The 21,839-nt window shown below is 71.2% G+C and carries 20 protein-coding genes; 5 read left to right on the top strand and 15 right to left on the bottom strand.

The features are described 5' to 3' along the window. The 4 genes from SMD20_RS19035 to SMD20_RS19020 are packed head-to-tail and all read right to left on the bottom strand — an operon-like array spanning window position 1 to window position 4,386. Window positions 1-825 carry a trypsin-like serine peptidase gene (locus SMD20_RS19035; RefSeq protein WP_329582751.1) on the bottom strand — a complete coding sequence of 275 codons (825 nt, stop codon included), beginning with the start codon at window positions 823-825 and terminating at the stop codon, window positions 1-3. Window positions 826-880: 55 nt separating this feature from the next. Continuing rightward, window positions 881-1,885: an acetamidase/formamidase family protein gene (locus tag SMD20_RS19030; protein ID WP_329582748.1), complete on the bottom strand. Its 1,005-nt coding sequence runs from the start codon at window positions 1,883-1,885 to the stop codon at window positions 881-883. After that, window positions 1,882-3,249, bottom strand: a complete 1,368-nt coding sequence (locus tag SMD20_RS19025) for an APC family permease (protein ID WP_329582745.1) — start codon at window positions 3,247-3,249, stop codon at window positions 1,882-1,884. Before SMD20_RS19025 ends, SMD20_RS19030 begins: the two co-directional genes overlap by 4 nt. A 57-nt stretch (window positions 3,250-3,306) precedes the next feature. Further along, window positions 3,307-4,386, bottom strand: a complete 1,080-nt coding sequence (locus tag SMD20_RS19020; protein WP_329582743.1) for a substrate-binding domain-containing protein — start codon at window positions 4,384-4,386, stop codon at window positions 3,307-3,309. Between the two features lie 48 nt (window positions 4,387-4,434). On the opposite strand from SMD20_RS19020, the gene SMD20_RS19015 reads away from it, so the two are divergent. Further along, entirely contained in the window at window positions 4,435-4,881 is a 447-nt protein-coding gene (locus tag SMD20_RS19015; RefSeq protein ID WP_329582741.1) for a MarR family winged helix-turn-helix transcriptional regulator, read from the top strand. 59 nt (window positions 4,882-4,940) lie between these two features. Here SMD20_RS19015 and SMD20_RS19010 read toward each other — a convergent pair whose 3' ends face one another. Beyond that, a complete protein-coding gene (locus SMD20_RS19010) occupies window positions 4,941-6,218 on the bottom strand; it encodes a Glu/Leu/Phe/Val family dehydrogenase (RefSeq protein WP_329582738.1) in 1,278 nt (425 codons plus the stop codon). 214 nt (window positions 6,219-6,432) lie between these two features. Between SMD20_RS19010 and SMD20_RS19005 the strand changes: the two genes are divergently transcribed. Next, window positions 6,433-7,989: an alkaline phosphatase D family protein gene (locus SMD20_RS19005; protein ID WP_329582735.1), complete on the top strand. Its 1,557-nt coding sequence runs from the start codon at window positions 6,433-6,435 to the stop codon at window positions 7,987-7,989. A 23-nt stretch (window positions 7,990-8,012) separates the two neighbouring features. Here SMD20_RS19005 and rocD read toward each other — a convergent pair whose 3' ends face one another. The 3 genes from rocD to SMD20_RS18990 form a co-directional block, all read right to left on the bottom strand. Then, the gene (gene rocD, locus SMD20_RS19000) at window positions 8,013-9,230 is read right to left on the bottom strand and encodes an ornithine--oxo-acid transaminase (RefSeq protein ID WP_329582733.1); all 1,218 of its coding nucleotides are present in this window, start codon (window positions 9,228-9,230) and stop codon (window positions 8,013-8,015) included. 1 nt (window position 9,231) lies between these two features. Further along, a complete protein-coding gene (gene ddaH / locus SMD20_RS18995; protein ID WP_329582730.1) occupies window positions 9,232-10,029 on the bottom strand; it encodes a dimethylargininase in 798 nt (265 codons plus the stop codon). Between the two features lie 113 nt (window positions 10,030-10,142). Beyond that, entirely contained in the window at window positions 10,143-10,616 is a 474-nt protein-coding gene (locus SMD20_RS18990; protein ID WP_329582728.1) for an Lrp/AsnC family transcriptional regulator, read from the bottom strand. A gap of 93 nt (window positions 10,617-10,709) precedes the next feature. Between SMD20_RS18990 and SMD20_RS18985 the strand changes: the two genes are divergently transcribed. Next, complete coding sequence (locus SMD20_RS18985; protein ID WP_329582725.1) at window positions 10,710-13,058, top strand: GH1 family beta-glucosidase; 2,349 nt, start codon at window positions 10,710-10,712, stop codon at window positions 13,056-13,058. Between the two features lie 9 nt (window positions 13,059-13,067). On the opposite strand, the gene SMD20_RS18980 is transcribed toward SMD20_RS18985, so the two are convergent. From SMD20_RS18980 to SMD20_RS18965, 4 genes are all read right to left on the bottom strand, one after another. Then, window positions 13,068-14,021: an isopenicillin N synthase family dioxygenase gene (locus SMD20_RS18980; protein ID WP_329582722.1), complete on the bottom strand. Its 954-nt coding sequence runs from the start codon at window positions 14,019-14,021 to the stop codon at window positions 13,068-13,070. Between the two features lie 70 nt (window positions 14,022-14,091). Further along, the gene (locus tag SMD20_RS18975; RefSeq protein ID WP_329582720.1) at window positions 14,092-15,504 is read right to left on the bottom strand and encodes a glycoside hydrolase family 16 protein; all 1,413 of its coding nucleotides are present in this window, start codon (window positions 15,502-15,504) and stop codon (window positions 14,092-14,094) included. 191 nt (window positions 15,505-15,695) lie between these two features. Further along, entirely contained in the window at window positions 15,696-16,415 is a 720-nt protein-coding gene (locus tag SMD20_RS18970) for a DUF5941 domain-containing protein (RefSeq protein WP_329582716.1), read from the bottom strand. Then, window positions 16,412-17,944, bottom strand: coding sequence for a CDP-alcohol phosphatidyltransferase family protein (locus tag SMD20_RS18965; RefSeq protein WP_329582714.1), 1,533 nt, complete (start codon window positions 17,942-17,944; stop codon window positions 16,412-16,414). The genes SMD20_RS18970 and SMD20_RS18965 overlap by 4 nt, the downstream gene beginning before the upstream one ends. Window positions 17,945-18,095: 151 nt before the next feature. On the opposite strand from SMD20_RS18965, the gene recO reads away from it, so the two are divergent. Then, a complete protein-coding gene (gene recO / locus SMD20_RS18960; RefSeq protein ID WP_329582711.1) occupies window positions 18,096-18,830 on the top strand; it encodes a DNA repair protein RecO in 735 nt (244 codons plus the stop codon). Beyond that, window positions 18,827-19,600 carry an isoprenyl transferase gene (locus tag SMD20_RS18955; RefSeq protein WP_442942487.1) on the top strand — a complete coding sequence of 258 codons (774 nt, stop codon included), beginning with the start codon at window positions 18,827-18,829 and terminating at the stop codon, window positions 19,598-19,600. The genes recO and SMD20_RS18955 overlap by 4 nt, the downstream gene beginning before the upstream one ends. A gap of 44 nt (window positions 19,601-19,644) precedes the next feature. Here the strand turns inward: SMD20_RS18955 and SMD20_RS18950 are convergent, their stop codons facing one another. The 3 genes from SMD20_RS18950 to SMD20_RS18940 all read right to left on the bottom strand — a co-directional run bounded on the left by SMD20_RS18950 (window position 19,645) and on the right by SMD20_RS18940 (window position 21,761). Beyond that, on the bottom strand, window positions 19,645-19,905 hold the full coding sequence (locus SMD20_RS18950) for a helix-turn-helix domain-containing protein (protein ID WP_329582705.1): 261 nt from the start codon (window positions 19,903-19,905) through the stop codon (window positions 19,645-19,647). Between the two features lie 114 nt (window positions 19,906-20,019). Continuing rightward, window positions 20,020-20,160 (bottom strand): hypothetical protein, encoded by a 141-nt coding sequence (locus SMD20_RS18945; protein WP_329582702.1) that lies wholly within the window; start codon window positions 20,158-20,160, stop codon window positions 20,020-20,022. A gap of 1,052 nt (window positions 20,161-21,212) precedes the next feature. Beyond that, window positions 21,213-21,761: a CGNR zinc finger domain-containing protein gene (locus tag SMD20_RS18940; RefSeq protein WP_329582700.1), complete on the bottom strand. Its 549-nt coding sequence runs from the start codon at window positions 21,759-21,761 to the stop codon at window positions 21,213-21,215. Window positions 21,762-21,839 lie beyond the last annotated feature (78 nt).

Genomic DNA, 21,839 nt, shown 5'->3' with positions numbered 1-21,839 from the left:
TCAGTCACGGCGTTCGGCGCGCATCTCCCGGTCGGCCCTCGCCAGCATCCGCTCGAAGGGCCGGCCGCCCAGCCGGGTCAGCACCGTGTAGCCCTTGGCGTCGCTCAGCGGGCTCGACGACGACACCACGCCCGCGACCGCGCCGCCGTACAGCGCGGGCCCGCCGCTGCCGCCCGCGGCGGCGTGGCAGTTGCGGGTGACCATGAGCCCCGGCCCCTCGGAGACGCCCTCGGTCGTGTCGCCCAGGCACCGGTGCAGCCGCACTCCCGGATAGCCCTTGCCGGCCGGGTAGCCCAGCAGCTCCAGGCCGCGCAGCGCGGTGCCGCGGGTGGTCGGCATGGCCGTGAGGCCGCGCCCGGTGACCGCCTCCAGCGGGCGGGCCCCCCGTTCGACGCCGACCAGCCCCACGTCGTACGGCAGCAGCTCCGTCGAGTACGGCCGGTTCCGCCACCGCGCCGGCACCCACGAGCGCACCACCGGCCACACGCCGTGCCGCGCCTGCCCCCGGTCGTAGCCGGGCAGGAAGGCCAGCCGCCCGAGCTGCCGCCCCTGGTGGTAGATGCAGTGCGCGGCCGTCAGCACCAGGCTGCGGCTGCGCGAGCCGATCACGGTGCCGCCGCACATGATGTCCTGGCCGGTCGCCGCGTCACGCCCGACCAGCACGCCGGTGAGCTGCCGCGCCCCGGTGAAGGGGCGCGGCACAGGGGCGTAGCCGAGGCGGTCGCCGTCGGGGGTGAGCACGCGCGGAGCGGGGATGTTGCGTTGGGACACCTCGATGACGGCGCTTGGATCGAGCAGGAGCAGGGACAGCACCAACCTGAGCACCCTCCAACAGGTAGCAGAAGATGATCAGCGCCCCGACCTGCGACATCCGGGTTTACTAACTCGTGTACTGGGAACCGAGCGCGCGCAGCCGCTGGTGCGCGGACTCGTAGACGCCCGGCCCGCCGAGGTACGCCTTGGGCAGCTTGGCCACCATCGTGTAGTTGGTGTCGCACACGTTGCCCACCGGCGCCTCCCCGGCCTGGCTGACGAGCTGGTAGGCGTCCAGGGTGTCGAGCCCGGTCAGCTCGGCGGCCCAGGTGACCAGGTCGTGCTGGCTGATCCGGTAGGCGTCCTCCAGCGGCCGGGCCGAGCCCGTGGACATCAGGTGCAGGTCGTCCTCCAGCCGCGGCCACGGCGTGGCCACGCCCTTGATCAGCTCGACCGCGACCACGGTGTTCATGGCGGACTCGACCGCGGTGCCGCACACCTCGCCGTGGCCCTGCCTGGCGTGCCCGTCGCCGATCGCGAACAGGCCGCCCTCGACGTTGACGCCCAGGTAGACGGTGACGCCCGCGCGCAGCTCGGGGGTGTCCATGTTGCCGCCGTGCGCGTCGGGGGTGATGGTCATGCGGGCCTCGTTCGCGCCGGGGGCGACGCCGACCGTGCCGTGCATGGGGTCGAGCGGCAGCTCCACGCTGAAGTCGCTGGAGCGGGCGTGGTAGACGGCCACGCCCTTGTCGAGGTCGAGGTCGTAGCGCCAGACGCGCTCCTCGAGCGGCGGCTGGAGCATGGCCGTGGTGTGGGTGCCGGTCAGCGCGCCGAAGTGGGGGAACGTCGTGGACACCGCCCAGTCCCGCGCCGGGGTGATGCGTACGAAGTGCAGCGCCAGCGTGTCGCCGGGCTCGGCCCCCTCCACGTGGAACGGCCCGGTCACCGGGTTGAGGTAGGGGAACTCGCACACCCGCGACGGCAGGTCGTCCACCGTCCGCACCAGGCCGCCGAAGCAGTCCTCGGTGAAGATCTCGAGGATCGTGCCCGGGCGCACCTTGCCGACCGGCGGCCGGCCGCCGAAGGTGTAGCTGAGCTCCTCGGGCTTCGGGCGGTAGGAAACGACGTTCACACGACCTCCTTGGGAAGCTCGGGCCGGCGGCCCGCCAGATAGGTGATGCCGAGCACGACCAGGCCGAGCAGCAGCCACAGGCCGCCGACCCACTGGGCCGCGACGTTCTGGTTGATGACGACGGCGGCCAGCACGAGGAAGCCGACCACGGGCACGACCAGGTGCGCCAGCAGGTTACCGCTGCGCTTCCTGATCAGGTAGTGGACCACGACGGAGACGTGCAGCACCAGGAACGCGAACATGGCGCCGAAGTTGACCAGCGAGGCCAGCTCCCCGATGCCGTTGTCCCGGGTGCTCATGAAGATGCCGAGGACGAGCGAGATCGCGGCCACCACGAGCGTGGCGTTGACCGGCACCTTGTGCTTGGGATGCACCTTGGCGAGGAACGACGGCAGCATCCGGTCCCGGCCCATCGCGAACAGCAGCCGCGAGGTGGCCGCCTGCGCGACCAGCGAGTTGGCGAAGCCCCACGCGACGGCGGTGGCCACGGCGGTGAGCACCGCCAGCCAGGGCCCGCCGGCGAACTCGGCGGTGTCGTAGAAGGCGTTGCCGGCCTCGTCGCCGTTCGCGATGAGGTCGGCCCGGCCGGGGGTGAGCAGCGCGGCCACCCACGTCTGCACCACGAAGAGCACGGCGGCGACGGCGAGGGCGGCCAGCATGGACCGGCCGAGCCTGCGGGCGTCCTCGCGGTTCTCCTCGGCGAGCGTCGAGATGCCGTCGAAGCCGAGGAACGACAGCACCGCGACCGACGCCGCGGCCAGCACCACGCTCCAGCTGAACCCGGCGGAGTCGAACAGCGGCGTGAGCGCGCCGGTCTGCGCCTTGCCCTGCGCCAGGGCGACGCCGCCGACCACCAGGAAGATCGCCAGCACGGCCAGCTCGGCGGCCAGCATGATCCGGGTGATCCTGGCGGTCATCTGGATGCCGAGGTAGTTGACGACGGTGTTGAGCACCACGAACGCCACCAGCCAGCCCACGACGGGGACGGCGGGCACGAACGAGTTCATGGCCACGCTCGCCACCAGGTAGAGCAGGGCAGGCACGAGCACGTAGTCGAGCAGGATCGCCCATCCGGCGATGAACCCGACCGGCGCGCCGATGCCGCGCCCGGCGTAGGTGTAGACGGACCCGGCCATCGGGAAGGCGCGGGCCATCTGCGCGTACGACAGCGCGGTGAACGCCATCGCCACCAGGCCGATGAGGTACGCCAGCGCGACCATCCCGTGCGAGACGGCGAAGACGTTGCCGAAGATGCCGAACGGCGCGATCGGCACCATGAAGATCAGGCCGTAGATCATGAGGTCGGCGAAACCCAGGGACCGCTGTAGTTCCTGGCGATAGCCGAACTGCTCGACGGTGCTCATGGACGTGGCTCCTAAGCTGCGTCAGGGGGGCGATTGGCACCTTAGAGCCAAAGCTTTCTAGAGAAAAGGTTTCTCCAGAAAGAATTGAAGGCCGTCCGCGCGGGCGAGGTGGACCGGGTGGGCCACCTGCCGGTCCCGCAGCGTGAGCCGGCCCCGCCCGCTGGTGATCGTGGCGCCCTCGGCCACCGCGTCCAGGGCGGGCACCGCCAGCGAGCCCGCCCGCCCGCACAGCGCCGCCAGCATGGCGATCGCTTCGTAGCAGCCGTGGCCGTGCGCGTTGAGCATGGGGGCGTCGGGGCCGAAGCGGGCCGCGTACCGCTCGGCGAAGTCCAGTGCCGGCTCGGTCGTGAGGTCGCGGAAGTAGCCCATGGACGCGTACAGCTCGCCGGTGCCGTCGCCGCCGATGCCGAGCAGGCCATGCTCCTCCAGCGCCCCGCAGAGCCGGGCCGCGCCCAGCCCGGCGGCGGCGTACGCCCGGTTGAAGGCCACCAGGTCGCTGCCGATCAGCGTGAGCAGGATCGCGTCAGGCCGGGCGCCGGCCACCCGGTCCAGCCAGCGCGTCGCCTGCCCGTAGCCGGCGAGGCCCTCGCCGACGACGCTCGCCCCGGCCGCGCGCAGGCGGGCGCGGGCGGCCGCGTGCACCAGCCGGGGCCAGACGTAGTCGTTGCCCAGCAGGAACCAGCGGCGGGCCCGGCGGGTGCGGATCAGCCAGTCGATGGCCGGTTCGAGCTGGCGGCGCGGGGTCTCGCCCAGGAAGTAGACGCCGGGGGCGTGGCCGCCGCCCTCGTACGGGGGCGCGTACACGAACGGCACCCGCCCGGCGAGCGCCGCCACCACCTCCACCCGCACGTCGCTGGCGTGTGTCCCGGCGACCGCCTGGACCGTGCCCGAGGCGACCAGCCCGGCGACCTCGGCGGCCACCTCGCGGCCCGGCCGGCCGCCGTCCACCAGGACCAGCTCCAGCGGCCTGCCGAGCACCCCGCCGGCCGCGTTGAGCTCCTCGGCGGCCAGCACGGCGCAGTTGATCGCGCAGGGGCCCACCAGCCCGAGCACCCCGGACACCGGCACGACCAGGCCGATCCTGAGCGAGTCGGAGGGAAGGAGCCGCGCTTCTAAGGGATCGACGACCGCCGCCACGCCGACGAGTATCCTCCGGAATAGCTCCCCTAAGAAAGGACCTTCTCCATGAACGACTCCGGTCTCGGGTCCTCACTCGCCTACCTGCTGAGCTGTGCGGAGCGGAGCGTCACCCGCGGCCTCGCCGCCGTGCTGGCCGGCGAGGACGTCACCGTCGAGCAGTGGCGCATCCTGCGGGCGCTGGCCGAGGGCCGCGGGCATTCCATGGGCGAGCTGGCCGAGGCCGTGCTGATGCCGCATCCGACGCTGACCAAGGCGGTGGACCGGCTCATCGACCGGGCGCTGGTCTACCGGGGGCCGTCGAAGGGCGACCGGCGGCGGGTGGCGGTGTTCGTCTCCGACCGGGGGGCCGAGCTGCTGGCCCGCACCGACGGCGCGGTGGCCGAGCACCACCGGCTCATCGCCGACGCCTTCGGCCACGAGCGTACCGAGCGGCTGATGCGCGACCTGGAGACGCTCACGGCCGCGCTCGACTACGCCGAGCTGCGCGCCTGATACACGACGGCCCGGCCGCCCGCGGAGGGCGGCCGGGCCTTTCGAATCCCGGTGTCAGCTCACGGGTAGAGGCCGCGCATCTGGTGGGCCTCGGCCACCCGGCCGACGCCGATGACGTGCGCCGCCTGCCGCAGCGTGAGCCCGCGGGCCCCGGCGAGCGAGCGCACCTCGGCGAAGGCGTTCTCCATGAGGTCGCGCAGCTTGAGCTCGACCTCGCCGGAGCTCCAGGAGTAGGCCTGCATGTTCTGCACCCACTCCAGGTAGGAGACGATCACCCCGCCGGCGTTGGCGAGGATGTCCGGCACGACCGTGGCGCCGCTCGCGTTCACGATCTCGTCGGCCTCGGGCGTGAGCGGCCCGTTGGCGCCCTCGACGATCAGGCGGGCGCGCACGCGAGGCGCGTTGGCCTCGGTGATCGCGCCTTCCAGCGCCGCCGGGACCAGCACGTCGACGTCCAGCTCCAGCAGGTCGTCGAGCGGCAGCTCGTCGGCGTGCGGGTAGCCGCGCACGCTTCCGTGCTCCGCCGCGTGGGCGCGCAGGCGGGAGACGTCGAGGCCGCCGGCCGCGTGGACGGCGCCGCCGACGTCGGAGACCGCGACGACCTTGCAGCCGGCGTCGGAGAGGTACTGCGCGGCGAGCGCGCCCACCTTGCCGAAGCCCTGCACGGCCACGCCCACGCCCTCGGGCGAGCGGCCGAGCGCGGCCAGCGTGGCGATCTGCACGCCGCGCGAGGTCGCGCCGGCGCGGCCGAGCGAGCCGCCCAGCGTCATCGGCTTGCCGGTGACCACCCCGGGCACGGAGTAGCCGGCGCTGACGCTGTAGGTGTCCATGATCCAGGCCATGGTCTGCTCGTCGGTGCCGACGTCGGGCGCGGGGATGTCCTTCTCCGGGCCGATCAGCGGCAGGATCTCGTTGACGTAGCGGCGGGTGAGCCGCTCCTGCTCGCGGACGGTGAGCGTGGCCGGGTCCACGGCGACGCCGCCTTTGGCGCCGCCGTACGGGATGCCGACCAGCGCGCACTTCCAGGTCATCCACATCGCGAGCGCGGTGACCTCGTGGATGTCGGTGCCGGGATGAAAGCGGATGCCGCCTTTGGCGGGGCCGCGGGAGACGTTGTGCTGGACGCGGAAGCCCTGCACGACGTCGAGTCGTCCGTCCTCGCGCCGCACCGGGACCGAGACGGTCAGCGAGCGGCGCGGCGTCGCCAGCATCGTACGCAGTCCGTCGTCGAGCCCGAGGTGCTCGGCGGCCTGGTGGAGCTGGTGAAGGGCGGAGTCGAGGGCCTGCTGGCCCGGGGTGATCAGGGCCGGCGTCTTTGACGGCACCATGATGCTCATGGAAGAGTGTCCTCCTGGTATTTACGCCCGTTTTGCGGGGAAAGCGCCATTGCTTTCCACAAAGGGCGATGTTGTCACGATCATCCTAGGGCGGGGCGTTTCAGCTTGCCTAGTCGTTGGTAGAAATCCAAGCCGATGATCGAGATGCCGTGACCCTGCCACTCTGGCAGGCTGGGCTGCGACAATGTGCCGAAACATCGAAACGGAGGGTCGGATGCCCGCACTCGTGGTGGGGCCGATGCTCAGACACGTCGATTCCCATAGCGCCTCGATCTGGGTGGAGACCGCCGAACCCTGCACGGTCGCCATCGAGGCGGAGGGCAGGACTTACCGGTCGCCTACCTTCACCGTGCACGGACACCACTATGCGATCGTGGATCTCGTCGAGCTCACCCAGGATATCCCGTCGTATTCCGTCACCCTCGACGGGGAGCGCGTATGGCCGCTGGCGGGTCGCCCGCCGAGCCGGATCCGGCTGACGCCCGAGAGCGGGGCCCGGCGGCTGGCGTTCGGCTCGTGCCGCACCAGCGTGCCGCACGACCCCGCCACCGTGCGCGTCCACGGCGAGGACGTGCTGCGCTCCTACGGCCGCCGGCTCTACGAGGCGCCCGACGAGGAGTGGCCCGACCTGCTGCTGCTCATCGGCGACCAGGTCTACGCCGACGCCCCCTCCCAGGACATCCTGGCCTTCATCCGGGCCCGCCGTGACACCGCGCCGCAGGACGAGATCGCCGACTTCGAGGAATACGCCGAGCTCTACCGCCAGGCCTGGACCGAGCCCGACATCCAGTGGCTGCTGTCCACCGTGCCGACCGCGATGATCTTCGACGACCACGACCTGCGCGACGACTGGAACACCTCCCAGCCCTGGCGCGAGCAGATGGCCCGCACCACCTGGTGGCAGCGGCGGGTGGTCGCCGGGCTCGGGGCCTACTGGGTCTACCAGCACCTCGGCAACCTCTCGCCCGCCGAGCGGGCCGCCGACCCGCTCATGCGCACGCTGCTTGACCTCGGCGGCCGTGACGGCGCCGCCGAGCTCGACGCCTTCGCCGAGAAGGCCGACGCCGAGCCGAGCAGCAACCGCTGGAGCTACGCGCGCGAGCTCGGCGGCGCCCGGCTGATCATGGTCGACACCCGGTGCGCCCGGCAGCTCACCCCCGGCGACCGGCGCATGCTCGACCCCGACGAGTGGGCCTGGCTGGAGGAGCAGCTCGCCGCGCCGGCCGAGCGCCTGATCATCGGCTCGTCGATCCCGTTCCTGCTGCCCGAGGGCGTCCACGGCGTTCAGAACTGGAACGAGGCCCTCGCCGACGGCAAGTGGGGGTCCCGGGTGCGGGAGTGGTCGGAGCGGTTCAGGCAGGCGATCGACCTGGAGCACTGGGCGGCGTTCCGCCGCTCGTTCGAGGACCTCGCCAGGCTGCTGATCAAGACCGGCAAGCCGGTCATGATCCTCTCCGGCGACGTCCACTACTCCTACCTCGCGAGGACCAACAAGGGGCAGATCTTCCAGATCGTCTGCTCGCCCATCCGCAACCCGCTGAGCCGCCTGCTGCGCTGGGCCAACGTGGTCACGCAGTTCTCGGTCGCCACGCTGGTGGGCGGCCTGCTGGCCCGCCTGGCGGGCGTCCGGCGGCCGCCGTTCCGCTGGCGGATCACCAAGGGGCCGTTCTTCCAGAACGCCATCGCCACGCTCACCCTCCCCGACGAGGTGAGCTGGTACGAATCCCGCAACGACACCCTGCGCCGGATCGACTCGGTGCGGCTGCGCTGAGCCGCCGGCGCAGGGTGCGCCTTTTAACCCTTGTTTCTGAACTCGTAGACGGCGTCGGCGAGCTGGTCCACCGCCCAGACCAGGTCGTCCTCGCTGATCACGATGGGCGGGGCCAGCCGGATCGTGGAGCCGTGCGTGTCCTTGGCCAGCACGCCCCGCTTCATCAGCGCCTTCGACACCTCGCGCCCGGTGGCGAGGTCGGGGTCGATGTCCACGCCGGCCCAGAGGCCGCGCCCGCGTACCTCGACCACGCCCTTGCCGACCAGCTCGCGCAGCCGGGTGTGCAGCACCTCGCCGAGCTTGGCGGCCCTGGCCTGGAACTCACCGGTGCCGAGGATCTCGATGACGGCGTTGGCGACCGCGCAGGCGAGCGGGTTGCCGCCGAAGGTGGAGCCGTGCTGCCCGGGGTGGATCACGCCGAGCACGTCGCGGTTCGCGGCAATGGCCGACACCGGGACGACGCCGCCGCCGAGCGCCTTGCCCAGCACGTAGATGTCCGGCACGACCCCCTCGTGGTCGCAGGCGAACGTCTGCCCGGTGCGCCCGAGCCCCGACTGGATCTCATCGGCGATCATCAGGACGCCCTCGGCGGTGCACAGGTCCCGGATGTCGCTCAGGTAGCCGTCCGGCGGCACCAGCACCCCGGCCTCGCCCTGGATGGGCTCGACCAGCACGGCCACGGTGTTGGCGTCCACCGCCGCCCTGATCGCCTCGATCGACCCGTACGGCACGAGCCGGAACCCCGGGGTGTACGGCCCGAAGCCGTCGTGCGCGTCAGGATCGGTGGAGAAGCTGATGATCGTGGTGGTGCGGCCGTGGAAGTTGTCCTCCATCACGATGATGTTCGCCTGGTCGGGCTCGACGCCCTTGACGTCGTAACCCCACTTGCGGGCCACCTTGATGGCGGTCTCGACGGCCTCCGCGCCGGTGTTCATGGGCAGGATCAGGTCCTTGCCCGTGAGGTCGCCCAGCCCGGCGCAGAACTGCGCGAACTGGTCGTGGTAGAACGCCCGGCTGGTCAGGGTCAGCCGCTGGAGCTGCTCCTGGGCCGCCTCGATGATCTTCGGGTTGCGGTGGCCGAAGTTGAGCGACGAGTAGCCGGACAGGCAGTCCAGATATCGCTTGCCGTCCACGTCGGTGACCCAGGCCCCTTCGGCCTCGTGGACCACCACGGGAAGCGGGTGATAGTTGTGCGCGCTGCGGCGCTCGCTCAGCTCGATCAGCTCTGCGCTGCTGGTCATGTTAGTTTTCCCCCCTGATTTCCAGTGTGCAGCACTTCGGCCCGCCGCCCGCCTTGCGCAACTCCGACAGGTCGACCGGAATCACCTCGTACCCACGACGCTTGAGCTCCAGCTGCAGGGAGGACGCCTCGGCGTTGATCACCACGTTCCTGCCGTCGCTGACCGCGTTGAGGCCCAGCACCTCGGCGTCCTCGGCCCCGGCGAGCACGGCGTCCGGGAACATCCGGCGCAGCACCTCCTGGCTGCCGGGCGAGAACGCCTGCGGGTAGTAGGCGACGTTGCGGCCGTCCAGCGGGAACAGCGCCGTGTCGAGGTGGTAGAAGCGCGGGTCCACCAGGGTCAGCGAGACGACCGGGCGGCCCAGGAACTCCTGCGCCTCCCGGTGGGCCACCACGTCCGTGCGGAACCCGGTGCCGGCCAGCACGATCTCGTCGAGCGTGAGGAAGTCGCCCTCGCCCTCGTTGACGTGCGCGGGCTCCAGCACCGGGTAGCCGCGCTCGGCGAACCACCGCAGGTAGGCCGGGCCCTCCGGGCCGCGCTGCGGGAAGGCGAAGCGGGCTCCGTAGACGCGGCCGCCGACGACCAGCGCGCCGTTGGCGGCGAAGACCATGTCGGGCAGGCCGTCGATCGGGTCGATGAGGTCGACCCGGTGCCCGAGCTCCTCGTAGGCCGCTTTCAGGCCCTCCCACTGCCGGATCGCGACCTCGCGGTCCGCGCCGGCCTCGGGATGCATCCACGGGTTGATGGCGTACTCGACCGTGAAGTAGTCCGGGCGGCACATCAGGAAGTGTTTGGGCATGCGGCTTCTCCGTCGCACTTATGCGGGCACATGGGGACGGACACAGCCTAGGAATCACATTTGCGCAGGCCAAGCGGGCGGCATTGCGTGCTCGCGCGGGTCTGTTGCGAGTTTCACCCGATCAGCCGCGTTTCGTTGCGCAGCACCCCGGAAGGGGCGTCCACCAGGCGTGACAGCACGATCGCGCTCTTGGTGCGGACCACGAACGTCTCCGCCGCGATGCGCTCGATCACCCGCTCCACGTGGCGCACGTCGGTGGCCCTGATGTGCAGTAAGGCGTCCGCCTCGCCGGTGATCGTGGCCGCCCCCACCACCTCGGGGAACTTGGCGACGGCCAGCGCGATGTCCGACGGCTTGGTCTTGCCCTGGCAGAACAGCTCGACGTACGCCTCGGTGGTCCAGCCGAGCGCCTCCGGCGCCACCCTGGCGCTGAACCCGGTGATCGCGCCGCTCTCGCGCAGCCGGTCGACCCGCCGCTTGACCGCCGAGGCGCTGAGGCCCACGAGCTGCCCCACCTCCGCGTAGGTCGCGCGGGCGTCGTCCACGAGCGCCGCGATGATGTCACGATCAAGCCGGTCCAGTTCCACGCGCCCTGTATACCGCCTGGCCAGGCTGGCGCGCGACGAGCGGCGCGCGGGAGACTGGACCCTCGTGATCGATGACGAAGGGTTTCCGCCGTAATGAGCACCGCAGCCTTCCCCGAGGGTTTCGTCTGGGGAGTGTCCACCTCGGCTTACCAGATCGAGGGGGCGACCTCGGCAGACGGGCGCGGCCGGTCCATCTGGGAAACCTTCTCCGCCGACGGCGCCGAGGCGTGCGACCACTACCACCGCTACCGCGAAGACGTGCGGCTGATGAAGGACCTGGGCATCGCCGCCTACCGCTTCTCGGTGAGCTGGGCGCGGGTCTTCCCCGAAGGCTCGGGCAAGCCCAACGACGCCGGGCTCGACTTCTACGACCGGCTTCTGGACGCGCTGCTGGAGGCGGGGATCACGCCGTACGCCACCCTCTACCACTGGGACCTGCCGCAGGTGCTGGAGGACGCGGGAGGCTGGCCGGAGCGCGAGACCGCGCACCGCTTCGCCGACTACGCGGCGGTCGTCGGCGCGCGGTTAGGGGACCGCGTGGACACCTGGTTCACCGTCAACGAGCCCTGGGTCGCGGCCTTCCTCGGCTACGGCTCCGGCATCCACGCCCCCGGCCGCACCTCGCCCGCCGACGCCTTCCGCGCCGCCCACCACCTGCTGCTCGCGCACGGGCTCGGCGTCCAGGCCCTGCGCGCGGCCGGGGCGGCGAAGGCCGGCGGCGTGCTCAACATCTCGCCGGTGCTGACCCCGGGCCAGGTCGGCGACCCCGGCCGGCCCCTGTCGGAGGAGGACGCCGAGGCGGTGGCCCGCATCGACGCCCTGGTCAACCGGCAGTTCCTGGACCCGATGCTGCGCGGCGCCTATCCCGCCGAGCTGCTGCCCATCGTCGAGCGCACGGCCGGGCTCGGCCACGTGCGCGACGGCGACCTGGAGCTGATCTCCCAGCCGATCGACCTGCTCGGCGTCAACTACTACACCCCGCTCGTGGTGCAGGCCCAGCCCAGCGAGCCCGCCGACCCCACCTATCCGGGCAGCGAGGGCGTGCTGTTCTGCACCGTTCCCACGGCGGTCACCGCCATGGGCTGGCCCATCGTCCCCGGCTGCCTGTCGCTCGTGCTGCGCCGCCTCGCCGCCGAGTTCCCCGGCACCGAGCTGATGGTCACCGAGAACGGCGCCGACTTCGTCGACGTCGTCACCGGTGACGGCATCCACGACGTCGAGCGCATCAGCTTCATCGAGGAGCATTTGCGCGCCGTGCGCGTGGCCGTCCAGGAGGGCGTGCCGGTGCGCGGCTACCTCGTCTGGACGCTGCTGGACAACCTCGAATGGGCCGACGGCTACCGGCGTAAGTTCGGCCTCGTGCACGTCGACTTCGCCACCCAGCGGCGGCGGATGAAGGACAGCGCGCTCTGGTACCGCGACGTCATCCGGCGTAACGGCCTGCTGGAGTCGCGCCCGAAGCGCCCCACCCTGGAGACCGTGGCCGCCCGCGCCGGCGTCTCCCGTGCCACCGTCTCCCGGGTGGTCAACGGCGAGGCGTCCGTCCGCCCCGAGGTCCGCGAGACGGTGCTGCTGGCGATCAAGGAGCTCGGGTACGTGCCCAACGCCGCCGCCCGCAGCCTCGTCACCCGCAGCACGAACTCCGTCGCGCTGGTGCTGTCCGTGCCGCGCCAGGGCGGCGACCAGCTCACCGCCGCCGTCGTCCAGTACGTCACCAGCGTGCTGGAAGGCGCCGGCAAGCAGATCACGCTCATGCTGGCCGACACCGCCGAGAGCCACCGGCGCATCGTCCAGCACGTCGAGGCCCGGCTGGTGGACGGCGTCGTGCTGCTGCCGCCCGACCGCGGCGACACCCTGGCCGAGCGGCTCTCGCGCACCGGCGTGCCGGTCGTGCTGCTGGGCAAGCCCGCGATCGCCTCGCTGGTGCCGTACGTGGACGTCGACAACACCGGCGGCGCCGCGGCCGCCACCGAGCACCTGCTGACCGGCGGCCGGAGCCGGATCGGCATGGTCTGCGGCCCCCTGGACCTGATCGCCATGCAGGACCGCCTGGCCGGCCACCGCGACGCGATGCGCCGGGCCGGCCGGCAGCCGCTGCTCGCGCCCGCCGAGCTCACCCGCTCCTCCGGGGCAGCGGCCACCCGCCGGCTCCTCGGCGACGAGCCCGCGCTCGACGCGGTCTTCGCCGCCACCGACCAGCTCGCGCTCGGTGCGCTGCAGGCGGCGCGGGAGGCCGGGCGGCGGGTGCCCGAGGATCTGGCGGTCGTGGGCTTCGACGACGTGGACGCCGCCTCGGCGGTCGTCCCCGGGCTCACCACGATCAGGGTGCCGGTGGCCGAGCAGGCGCTGGCGCTGGCCCGGCTGCTGCTGTCGCGGCTGGAGGGCCGCCACACCGAGTCGGTGGTGCTGCCTGTGCGGCTGGTCGTGCGGGAGTCGGCCTAGCAGTGCTGTCTAACTGGGTGGCTCGTCGAGGGTCTGGAACAGGCGGGGGAAGACCTTGGAGACCTTCGCCAGCAGGTACTCCCCGTACGTGCCGGTGAAGTCCACCTGGCCGTCCCAGCGGTGGCCGGGCGCGTAGGGGAGCGGCGGCACCTCGCTGTCCCAGCCGGGGTCGAAGAAGAACGGGAAGCTGAGCCGCTCGTTCCCGCTGAGGTTGCGCACCCGGTGCGGGGTCGAGCGGTAGTGGCCGCCGGTCAGCTTGTCGAGCATGTCGCCGATGTTGCACACGAACGTGCCCTCCAGCGGCGGCGCCTCGATCCAGCCGTCCCGGGTGCGGACCTGGAGGCCGCCGTTGGCGTCCTGCAGGAGCAGCGTGAGCAGGCCGTAGTCGGTGTGCTCGCCGACGCCCCAGCTCTCCGGGTCCGGCGGGGCGGGCGGGTAGTGGAAGACGCGGAACAGGATCGTCGGGTCGGCCGTGTAGCCGGTGCGGAAGTAGTCCTCCGCCAGCCCCAGGCTGAGCGCCACGCCGGACATCACCGTCTGCGCCACCCCGGTCATCCGGTCCAGGTACGCCAGCACCGCCTCGCGCAGCTCCGGCACCTGCGCGGGGAACAGGTTGGGGCCGTGCAGCGGCAGCGGGCCGGGCGGCTCCTCCGCGCCGAAGTAGACGCCCTCCTTGAGATCGGGCCGGCCCGAGGTCAGCTCGCCGCCCACGGGGAAGAAGCCGCGCCAGGCCCGGCCGCCCCGGTCCATCGCGATCTCGTTCTTGACCGGCTCGGGCAGGGCGAAGAAACGGCGGGCGGCGGCGTCCAGGTCGGCGATCAGCCCGGCCGGCACGCCGTGGCCGGCGACGTAGAAGAAGCCGTTGTCCCGGCAGGCGGCGCCGATGGCGGCGGCGACGGCGGCCTTGCCCGCCTCGTCCGCGCCGAACAGGGGCGCGATGTCGATGACCGGCAGTTCGCTCATCGCCCCATTGTTGCCCAGATGGACGGATGCCGCGCCCGCGCGGGCCCCCCTGCGCGGGCGCGGCCGCCGGTCAGGAGGTGGAGAAGGTGAACCAGTTGACGTTGACGAAGTCGGCGGGCTGGCCGCTGCTGAAGGTCAGGTACACCGTGTGCGTGCCGGTCACCCCGGAGATGTTGGCCGGGACGGTGCGCCAGCTCTGCCAGCCGCCGGTGTTCGCGAGCGCGAAGTCGCCGATGGGGGTGGCCGTCGGGCTGTCGAGGCGTACCTGCACCAGGCCGCTGACGCCGGCCGCCGCGCCCGACGCCACCCTGGCCTTGAACTGGGTGGCCGCCGTGGAGCCGAAGTTCACGCCGTCGTAGCGGAGCCAGTCGCCGTTGCCGATCGCGCCGACGTTCTGGCCGCCGCCGCTGTCGGTGGTGGTCTCGACGATCGTGCCCGACTGCGCCTGGTAGCGCTCGGCCTGGATGGTGGAGCGGGCGTCCACGCCGCCCGGTGAGGTCGGGGTGATGGTCGGGGTCGGCGTGCTGCCGGTGCCGCTCTGCCACACGGCCACGTAGTCGACGACCATGGGACGGCCGGGCACGGTCGCCGCGGTCGGGGTCTGGCCGCCGAGGGCGTTGGGGAACGCGCCGCCCATCGCCACGTTCAGCAGCAGGAAGTAGCCGGCGTGGCCGGTCATGTTGGCCCAGGTCGTGGCGTCGAACTGGGACTGGTTGACGCCGTGGAACTGCTGGCCGTCGACGTACCAGCGGAGCTGGTTGGGGCTCACGCTCCGGTCCCACTCGAAGCGGAAGGTGTGGAAGGCCGACTGGCAGGTGGAGCCGGGGCAGGCGCGGCTGGCGCCGAGGCCGGTGGTCTCGTTGCACGGCCCGCCCGGGTTGACGCCGCAGTGCAGGACGCCCCAGACGGAGTTGATGCCGTTGACGTTCTCCATGATGTCGAACTCGCCGATCGCCGGCCAGTTCCAGTAGTTGCCCCGGTAGGGCGCGCCGAGCGCCCAGAACGCCGGCCAGTAGCCGAGGGCGGCGTCGCCAGTGACGTTCGGCATCTGGAGGCGGGACTCGATGCGCAGGATCCGGCCGTCGGCGGGCTTGAAGTCGGCGCGCCGGGTCTCGATGCGGGCCGAGGTCCACTCGCCCGAGCTGCTGCGGAGGGGCGTGATGCGCAGGTTGCCCGAGCCGTCGAGGCTGAGGTTGGAGGTGCTGGAGGTGTAGTTCTGAATCTCGCCGGTGCCCCAGTTGGCCGGGCCGCCGGGGTAGGCGTGGCCGGTGTCGATGATCCAGTTGCTGGAGGACGGGAGGGTGCCCGCGGAGCCGTTGAAGTCGTCGGACCAGACGAGCGACCAGCCCGAGGGGGTGGCCGGTACGGCGGCGGAGGCGCTGACCGCGGCGTTGACCAGGAGACCGGTGAGCGCGACCAGCGCGGTGAGCACCGTGGCCACGGGCGCCAGGCGGCGCCGCGGCCTGCTTGCTGTGGTTGTCATAGCGCGTCTCTCCTAGGGGGTGCGGGGAGGCGGGGAAGCCAGAGAGCGCTCTCTGGGATGATCTGAGCACACGGCTCACTTCCCGTCAAGCAGGCGGTGAGAGCGCTCTCCGATCTGGGCTGGTCACGTACCCACACAAAACGGACGGCGCCGCCCCCAGGGGGCGGCGCCGTCCGGAACGACAACAGGAGTCAGGCCTTCTCGGCCTCGCCGGTGGCCTGCTCCATGGCCTCCTCGGGGGACGCCTCCAGGTCCTGCTCGGCGTCGGCCCCCGCCTGCGCGCTCGCCTTGTCGAGACGCACCCAGCTCGTCACGCTCTCCACCGCGAACAGCACGAACAGGTAGGCCGTCAGCACCGCCAGCACGGGCGTCAGGAAACCGGCCGCCGCGCCCACACCGATGATGAGCAGCCGCAGCTCCCAGCCGAGGCCCGCACGGAACACCCAGGCGGGCGGCCAGATGCTCTGCCGCGTCCGGTAGACGGTGTCGTAGGTGTGGTAACCCACCACGTACACCAGCACGAACAGCAGCCACTTCGGCGCGTCGGCGGCCAGGCCGATCGCGATCGTGGCCAGGAACTCGGTGCCGCGCAGCAGCGGCGGCGTCAGCCAGTCGAGGCGGCCCAGGTGGTCACGCGGCGCCGTCGGCAGGATGAGCAGCAGGGCGATGGCGACGGGCACGAGCAGCATGGGGCCGGACTCCGGCAGCCCGGCGACCGTGACCCCGGCCACGGCGAGCAGCGCGACGAGCGCGGCCGGCACGGGCGGCAGGCCTCGCCCCAGCCGGGGCGCCAGCGCCTGGACGAGCGGGCCGTCGTCGCGGTAGGCGAGCAGGCGGGCGGTCTGGATGCGCCGGCGCTCCTCGTCGGGGTCCGGCGTGGGGGTGGCCATGGCCTGCGGTTGGGTGATCATACGAGCGACCTCATGAGGCGTCCGGTGAGGGAGTAGGCGGCGGCGACGGAGCCCCAGATCACCAGCGTCAGGAAGGTGATCCGGGCGTCGAAGAGGGCGGCGGTGATCGCGATGGCCGCGAACCGCTCACCGATGGGGAAAACAATCATCTTGCGCGCCCAGTGGACGGCCCGGAACCTGCCGGCCTTGGTCCACATCTTGAGCACGCCCCGCAGGCCCTGGCTGCGCTCTTCCCGGCGGCGCGACAGCGCGGCACGCAGCTCGCGGTCGTCGGGGGCGTCGAGCGCCAGCGTGGGCAGCTTGGCGGGCGGCTTGCGGCGGTTGGCCGCGCCGAAGGAGAAGTCGAGCAGGTGGCGTATGGACTGCAGGCCCAGCGCGGCCAGCGCGAGGATCCAGATGTCCTCGCCGTTGCCCGCGATCACGTAGCCGAGGGCGAGGCCGGCGAAGACCACGTATTCCTTGAACCGGTCGAACGTGGCGTCCAGCCACGCGCCGAGGACGCCGAACTTGCGGGCGTACCGGGCCACCTGGCCGTCGACGCAGTCGAAGACGAACGCGAAGTAGATCAGCACCCCGCCCAGCACCATCCACGGCCGGTCGCCCGTGGCGAAGCAGGCGGCCGCGGCCACGCCCAGCGCGATCGAGATCAGCGTGACCTGGTTGGGCGTCAGCCCCCGCCGGGCCGCCCAGCGGGCGATGAAGCGGGAGTAGGTGGAGACGAAGTAGGTGGTGAAGAAGCCGTCGGCGCCCTTGACCGCGTTGTTGAGCCGGGCGCGGTCCTCGTCCATGGCGGCCATCTCGGGGCCGGCCTCGTTGACCTCTTCCTGGGTGGTGACCCGGCGGTAGAAGAGGTCGCGGCGGCCCCGGATGCCGACCGACACGCCGTTGCGCACCAGGCCGAACACGACGAGCTGCACCAGGTCGTCGTCGGGGCCGAAGGTGTGGGCCAGGGCGGCGAGCTCGCGGCAGGTCTCCGCGAGCACCGGCGCGTTGCGCGCGCTGACGTGCAGCGGGCCGAGCAGTGCGCCGTTGGGACGGGTCACGGCATGGGTCGCGGTGCCGACCGAGACCACCCGTGACTTGCCGATGCGGGCGCGGACCGGCAGCCCCTCAAGCCGGTTGAGTCCGATCTCGGGATCGGCCTCGTCGATGGGGACGAGCTCGGACTCGGCCTCGGCGGGGTCCTCCGGAGCCTCCTCGTCCGTGCTGCCCGCTCGCGGCTCCTTGGCGACGAGCGCCAGCGCACCGCGCTTGGTCTTGGTGATCTGGTAGATCAGCTCGTCGTGGACGACCGAGTTCTCGGGGATGATGAGCAGGCTCTCCGTTGCCGACTCGGCGACCTCGGCCAGCGCGCGCAGGGCGGCGGCCACGTCGCCGGCGGCGATGGTGGCGGGCCGCGGGTCGTAAGAAGCCAACTGGCCACGCAGCCGCTCGGCCACGGTGGGATTGCCGGGCAGCGCGGCCAGCCTCAGGCCGGTCGGAGAGGTGTCGGGGCCGGGCGAGGCGCCCAGCAGGACCACGCGGGTCATGACTCCCTTTCGAGGCGGTAGCGGGGGGTTGAACAACGGGTAATGCGGGGACAGGCGTCAAAGTCTAGTGAGAGTCACGCAAAGTCGCGTCATCCGAGCATGCCCGTAACGCCCGACCCTTCGGCACACAGGGTGGCCATAAGATGTCGGAGTGAGTCTCTATCGTGACGAAGGCGTGGTTCTGCGTACGCAGAAGCTCGGCGAGGCCGACCGCATCGTCACGGTCCTGGCCAAGCGCACCGGCAAGATCCGCGCCGTCGCCAAGGGCGTGCGCAGGACCACCTCGCGCTTCGGGGCCAGGCTGGAGCCGTTCACCCACGTCGACCTGCAGCTTCACACCGGCCGCACGCTCGACGTCGTCACCCAGGCCGAGACGCTCAGGCCCTACGGCGAGGCGCTGGCCGCCGACTACCCGCGCTACACCGCGGGCAGCGCCATGCTGGAGACCGCCGACCGGCTGACGCACGGGGAGAAGGAGCCGGCGCTGCGGCAGTTCCTGCTGCTCGTGGGCGGGCTCCGCACGCTCGCCGAGCGCACCCATGAGCCCCGGCTGGTGCTCGACGCCTACTTCCTGCGCTCGCTGGCGGTCGCCGGCTACGCGCCCGCCCTGGAGGCGTGCGCCCGCTGCCAGACCCCGGCGATCAGGGCGTTCGCCATCGTCGCAGGCGGGGTGGTGTGCGGGACGTGCCGCCCGCCCGGTGCGGCGGTCCCCGCCGGGGAGACGATCGGGCTCATGGCGGCCCTGCTGCGCGGCGACTGGGCCACCGCCGACGCCTCCGACTCGCGCCACCGCAACGAATGCAGCGGGCTGGTCGCCGCATACCTGCAATGGCACCTCGAACACGGAATACGCTCTCTCCGACACGTCGAAAGGGAGCCAGTGTGAACGTCCGTCCTCCGACCCCCCATCCGTCCGGCGCCACGCCGCCGCCGATCCCGCGAGAGCTGGTGCCCCGGCACGTGGCCATCGTCATGGACGGCAACGGCCGCTGGGCCAAGGCACGCGGCCTGCCGCGCACCGAGGGGCACAAGGCGGGCGAATCCTCCCTGTTCGACGTCATCGAGGGGGCGCTGGAGCTGGGCATTCCCTACCTCAGCGCGTACGCCTTCTCCACCGAGAACTGGAAGCGCTCGCCCGACGAGGTCCGCTTCCTCATGGGCTTCAACCGCGACGTGATCAGGCGGCGGCGCGACGAGCTCAACGCCATGGGCGTGCGCGTGCGCTGGGCGGGCCGGCCGGGCCGGCTCTGGAAGAGCGTGATCTCCGAGCTGCAGACCGCCGAGGAGATGACGGTCGGCAACCGCAAGCTCACATTGCAGTTCTGCGTCAATTACGGCGGGCAGGCCGAAATCGTCGAGGCGGCGCTCAAATTGGCCCAGGACATCGCGGCCGGCCGGGTCAAACCCGGCAAGGTGGACGAGAAGGTCTTCGCCCGCTACCTCGACGAGCCGGAGATCCCCGCGGTCGACCTGTTCGTGCGCTCGTCGGGCGAGCAGCGCTTCTCGAACTTCCTGCTGTGGCAGTCGGCCTACGCCGAGATGGTCTTCCTCGACCGGCTCTGGCCCGACTTCGACCGGCGCGACCTGTGGGAGGCGTGCGAGATCTACGCCAAGCGCGACCGCCGCTACGGCGGCGCCCTCCCCAACAAGGTCTGACCGCCGCATACGGCCCCGGCCGTACCGCACGGGGCCGTACGCGATCAGTCCGAGGAGCGGGGCCTGAAGGACAGCAGGTCGCCGGGCTGGCAGCCGAGCACCTCGCAGATCTTGCTCAGCGTCGAGAACCGGATGGCCTTGGCGCGGTTGTTCTTGAGTATCGACAGGTTCACGTTGGTGATGCCGACCTTGTCGGCCAGCTCGACCACCGTCATGCGGCGTTCTTCGAGCAGCCGATCCAGATGCACCAGGACGACCGGCCCAAGGTGACCGTCATCCTCGACGGCAAGCCGTTCCGGCTTCACCTCACCCAGCTCCCACCGAGCCGGATGGGCGTCGACCAGACAGGGCAGAACGTATCTACACCGTCAAAGGCGGCCGCCCCGCACAACCCGGGACGACCGCCTTCAACGTTCAAGCTATCGGCCACCCCCGATGGTCAGGTAGATCGTTCCGCCGTACTTGACCAGCGCCGCCAGGCCGGCTGCGAAGAGCGCGACCCCGCCGAGGCGGATCGCCCACACGGGAATCTCCAGTGTGATCTTGATAGGCTTCTTCAAGATCAAACTCCTCCTACTTGCGTAAACGGAGGCCCGACCAGGGAAGATGCGCGTATCATCGGGAGTGCTTGTCTCATAATGATGTCCGCGCCGGGGCTCCCCGGTCGGGCGTGCGATCAGCCGGACCTCTGCCAAGGTCCGGCTTTTCGCATTGCATGCGACATCGTATCTCGGTCGGCCTCCGTGCGGAGCGCATTCCCGATTCTCCAAAGGTGCGAAAAATCTGGAGGTCCTGGAGAACCTTGAGACTCTGCAGTCGGTCAGTCAGTCACTAACGCCGGCACTGGAATCCAGAGTGCGGTAACCCCAGGTGTAAGGCGCTGTGCAACGCCCCTTACGCCGTCGCGCCCGCCGTCTCGTCAACCGTTTCGTCCTGCAAATGCGCAGTCATTTAGCGAACCATTTCTCACCGAATTTTCTCCGGTAACGAGTGGTTACCATTCATAAATAGCTGGCTGGCGCCCGTACCCCTCTACCGGGCCGCCAGAAAGGGTCCTGGGCGCTGCTCAGAGCCACGCAGAGCTGATTCGGAACAAAGGCGGCATCTCGCTGGAACGTGTACGGATCTCTGTGTATCCGTCACGGGATGCGACCTGGAGGCATGGCCGTAGGCAGTGATCTCGTCCCCCAGGTCTACACCTTCGCCGACCTTGACACCTGGTCGCACGTCTGCGCCACTGACCAGCACGGCGACTGCGCCGGCCGGTACATCAACCCGGACCCCAACTGCCCGCCCGCCAGTATCGAACTGCTCTGCACGTGGGGCCCCGTAAGACTGATGTTCGCCCACGACGACGCCCGAACAGATACGGCACGCGTGCGCTCACCTCCCGGCTCGACGCTGCCGCGTCCTCGATCGTCCGGCCCGTTGCCTTGTCCTGGCGAATGAGGCAACGGTCGGGCGGCGGCTGAGACCATGTGGGTACGCGGTTGGTCCGGTGCGTGTATGGGTGTCCCGTCCGGGGGTGTGGGGGCTTGCCCCCACAGGGCGCTGCCCGAGCGCTGATCGCGCGCGGAGCGCGCCCTGGCGGCGAGGACCTTGCGGTTGGGGGTCAGGCGCGGCGGCGGGCGCGGTAGGCGGCTACGTGCATGCGGTTGCCGCACGTACGGCTGTCGCAGTAGACCCGCGACCGGTTGCGTGACTCGTCCACGAAGACGTGGTCGCAGTCGGGGGCCGAGCAGGTGCGCAGGCGTTCGCCCTCGCCCTCCACCAGCAGCAGCGCCAGCGCCACGCCGCAGTCGGCGGCCAGGTGCTCGGCCAGGCTGGAGTCGGCGGCGAAGTAGTGGACGTGCAGGGGATGGCCGTCGTGCTCGGTCAGGCGCGGCGTGATGCGGGTCGAGGAGAGCAGGGAGTTGAGCGTGTGGACCGCGGTCGGCTGGTCGGGCGCGGTGAAGACGCGGTGGAAGGCCTCCCGGACCGCGCGGACCTGGGTCAGGTCGCGGGCCGTCAGCTCGCTGACGCCGCTGACCTCGCGGGACTCCACGAACGCCTGGAGCTCGGCCAGGCCGGGCAGCCCTTCTTCGCCGCCCGTGGCCGGTGAGGTGTTGACCAGTTCGACGACGGTGGCCAGAGAATGCACCATGTCATGGCCAAACGGCATGTTGACTCCTGTCCGCGCCGGATCCTAGCGTGGTCGAACTGTATCTCTTACGACGGCCACGGGGGTTTTCATGGGTGC

Source organism: Nonomuraea sp. LP-02, assembly GCF_036289125.1.
GTDB classification, from domain to species: Bacteria; Actinomycetota; Actinomycetes; order Streptosporangiales; family Streptosporangiaceae; genus Nonomuraea; species Nonomuraea bangladeshensis.
Note: the sequence above shows the minus strand (reverse complement) of the source record. Positions and strands in the feature narration are given on the sequence as shown.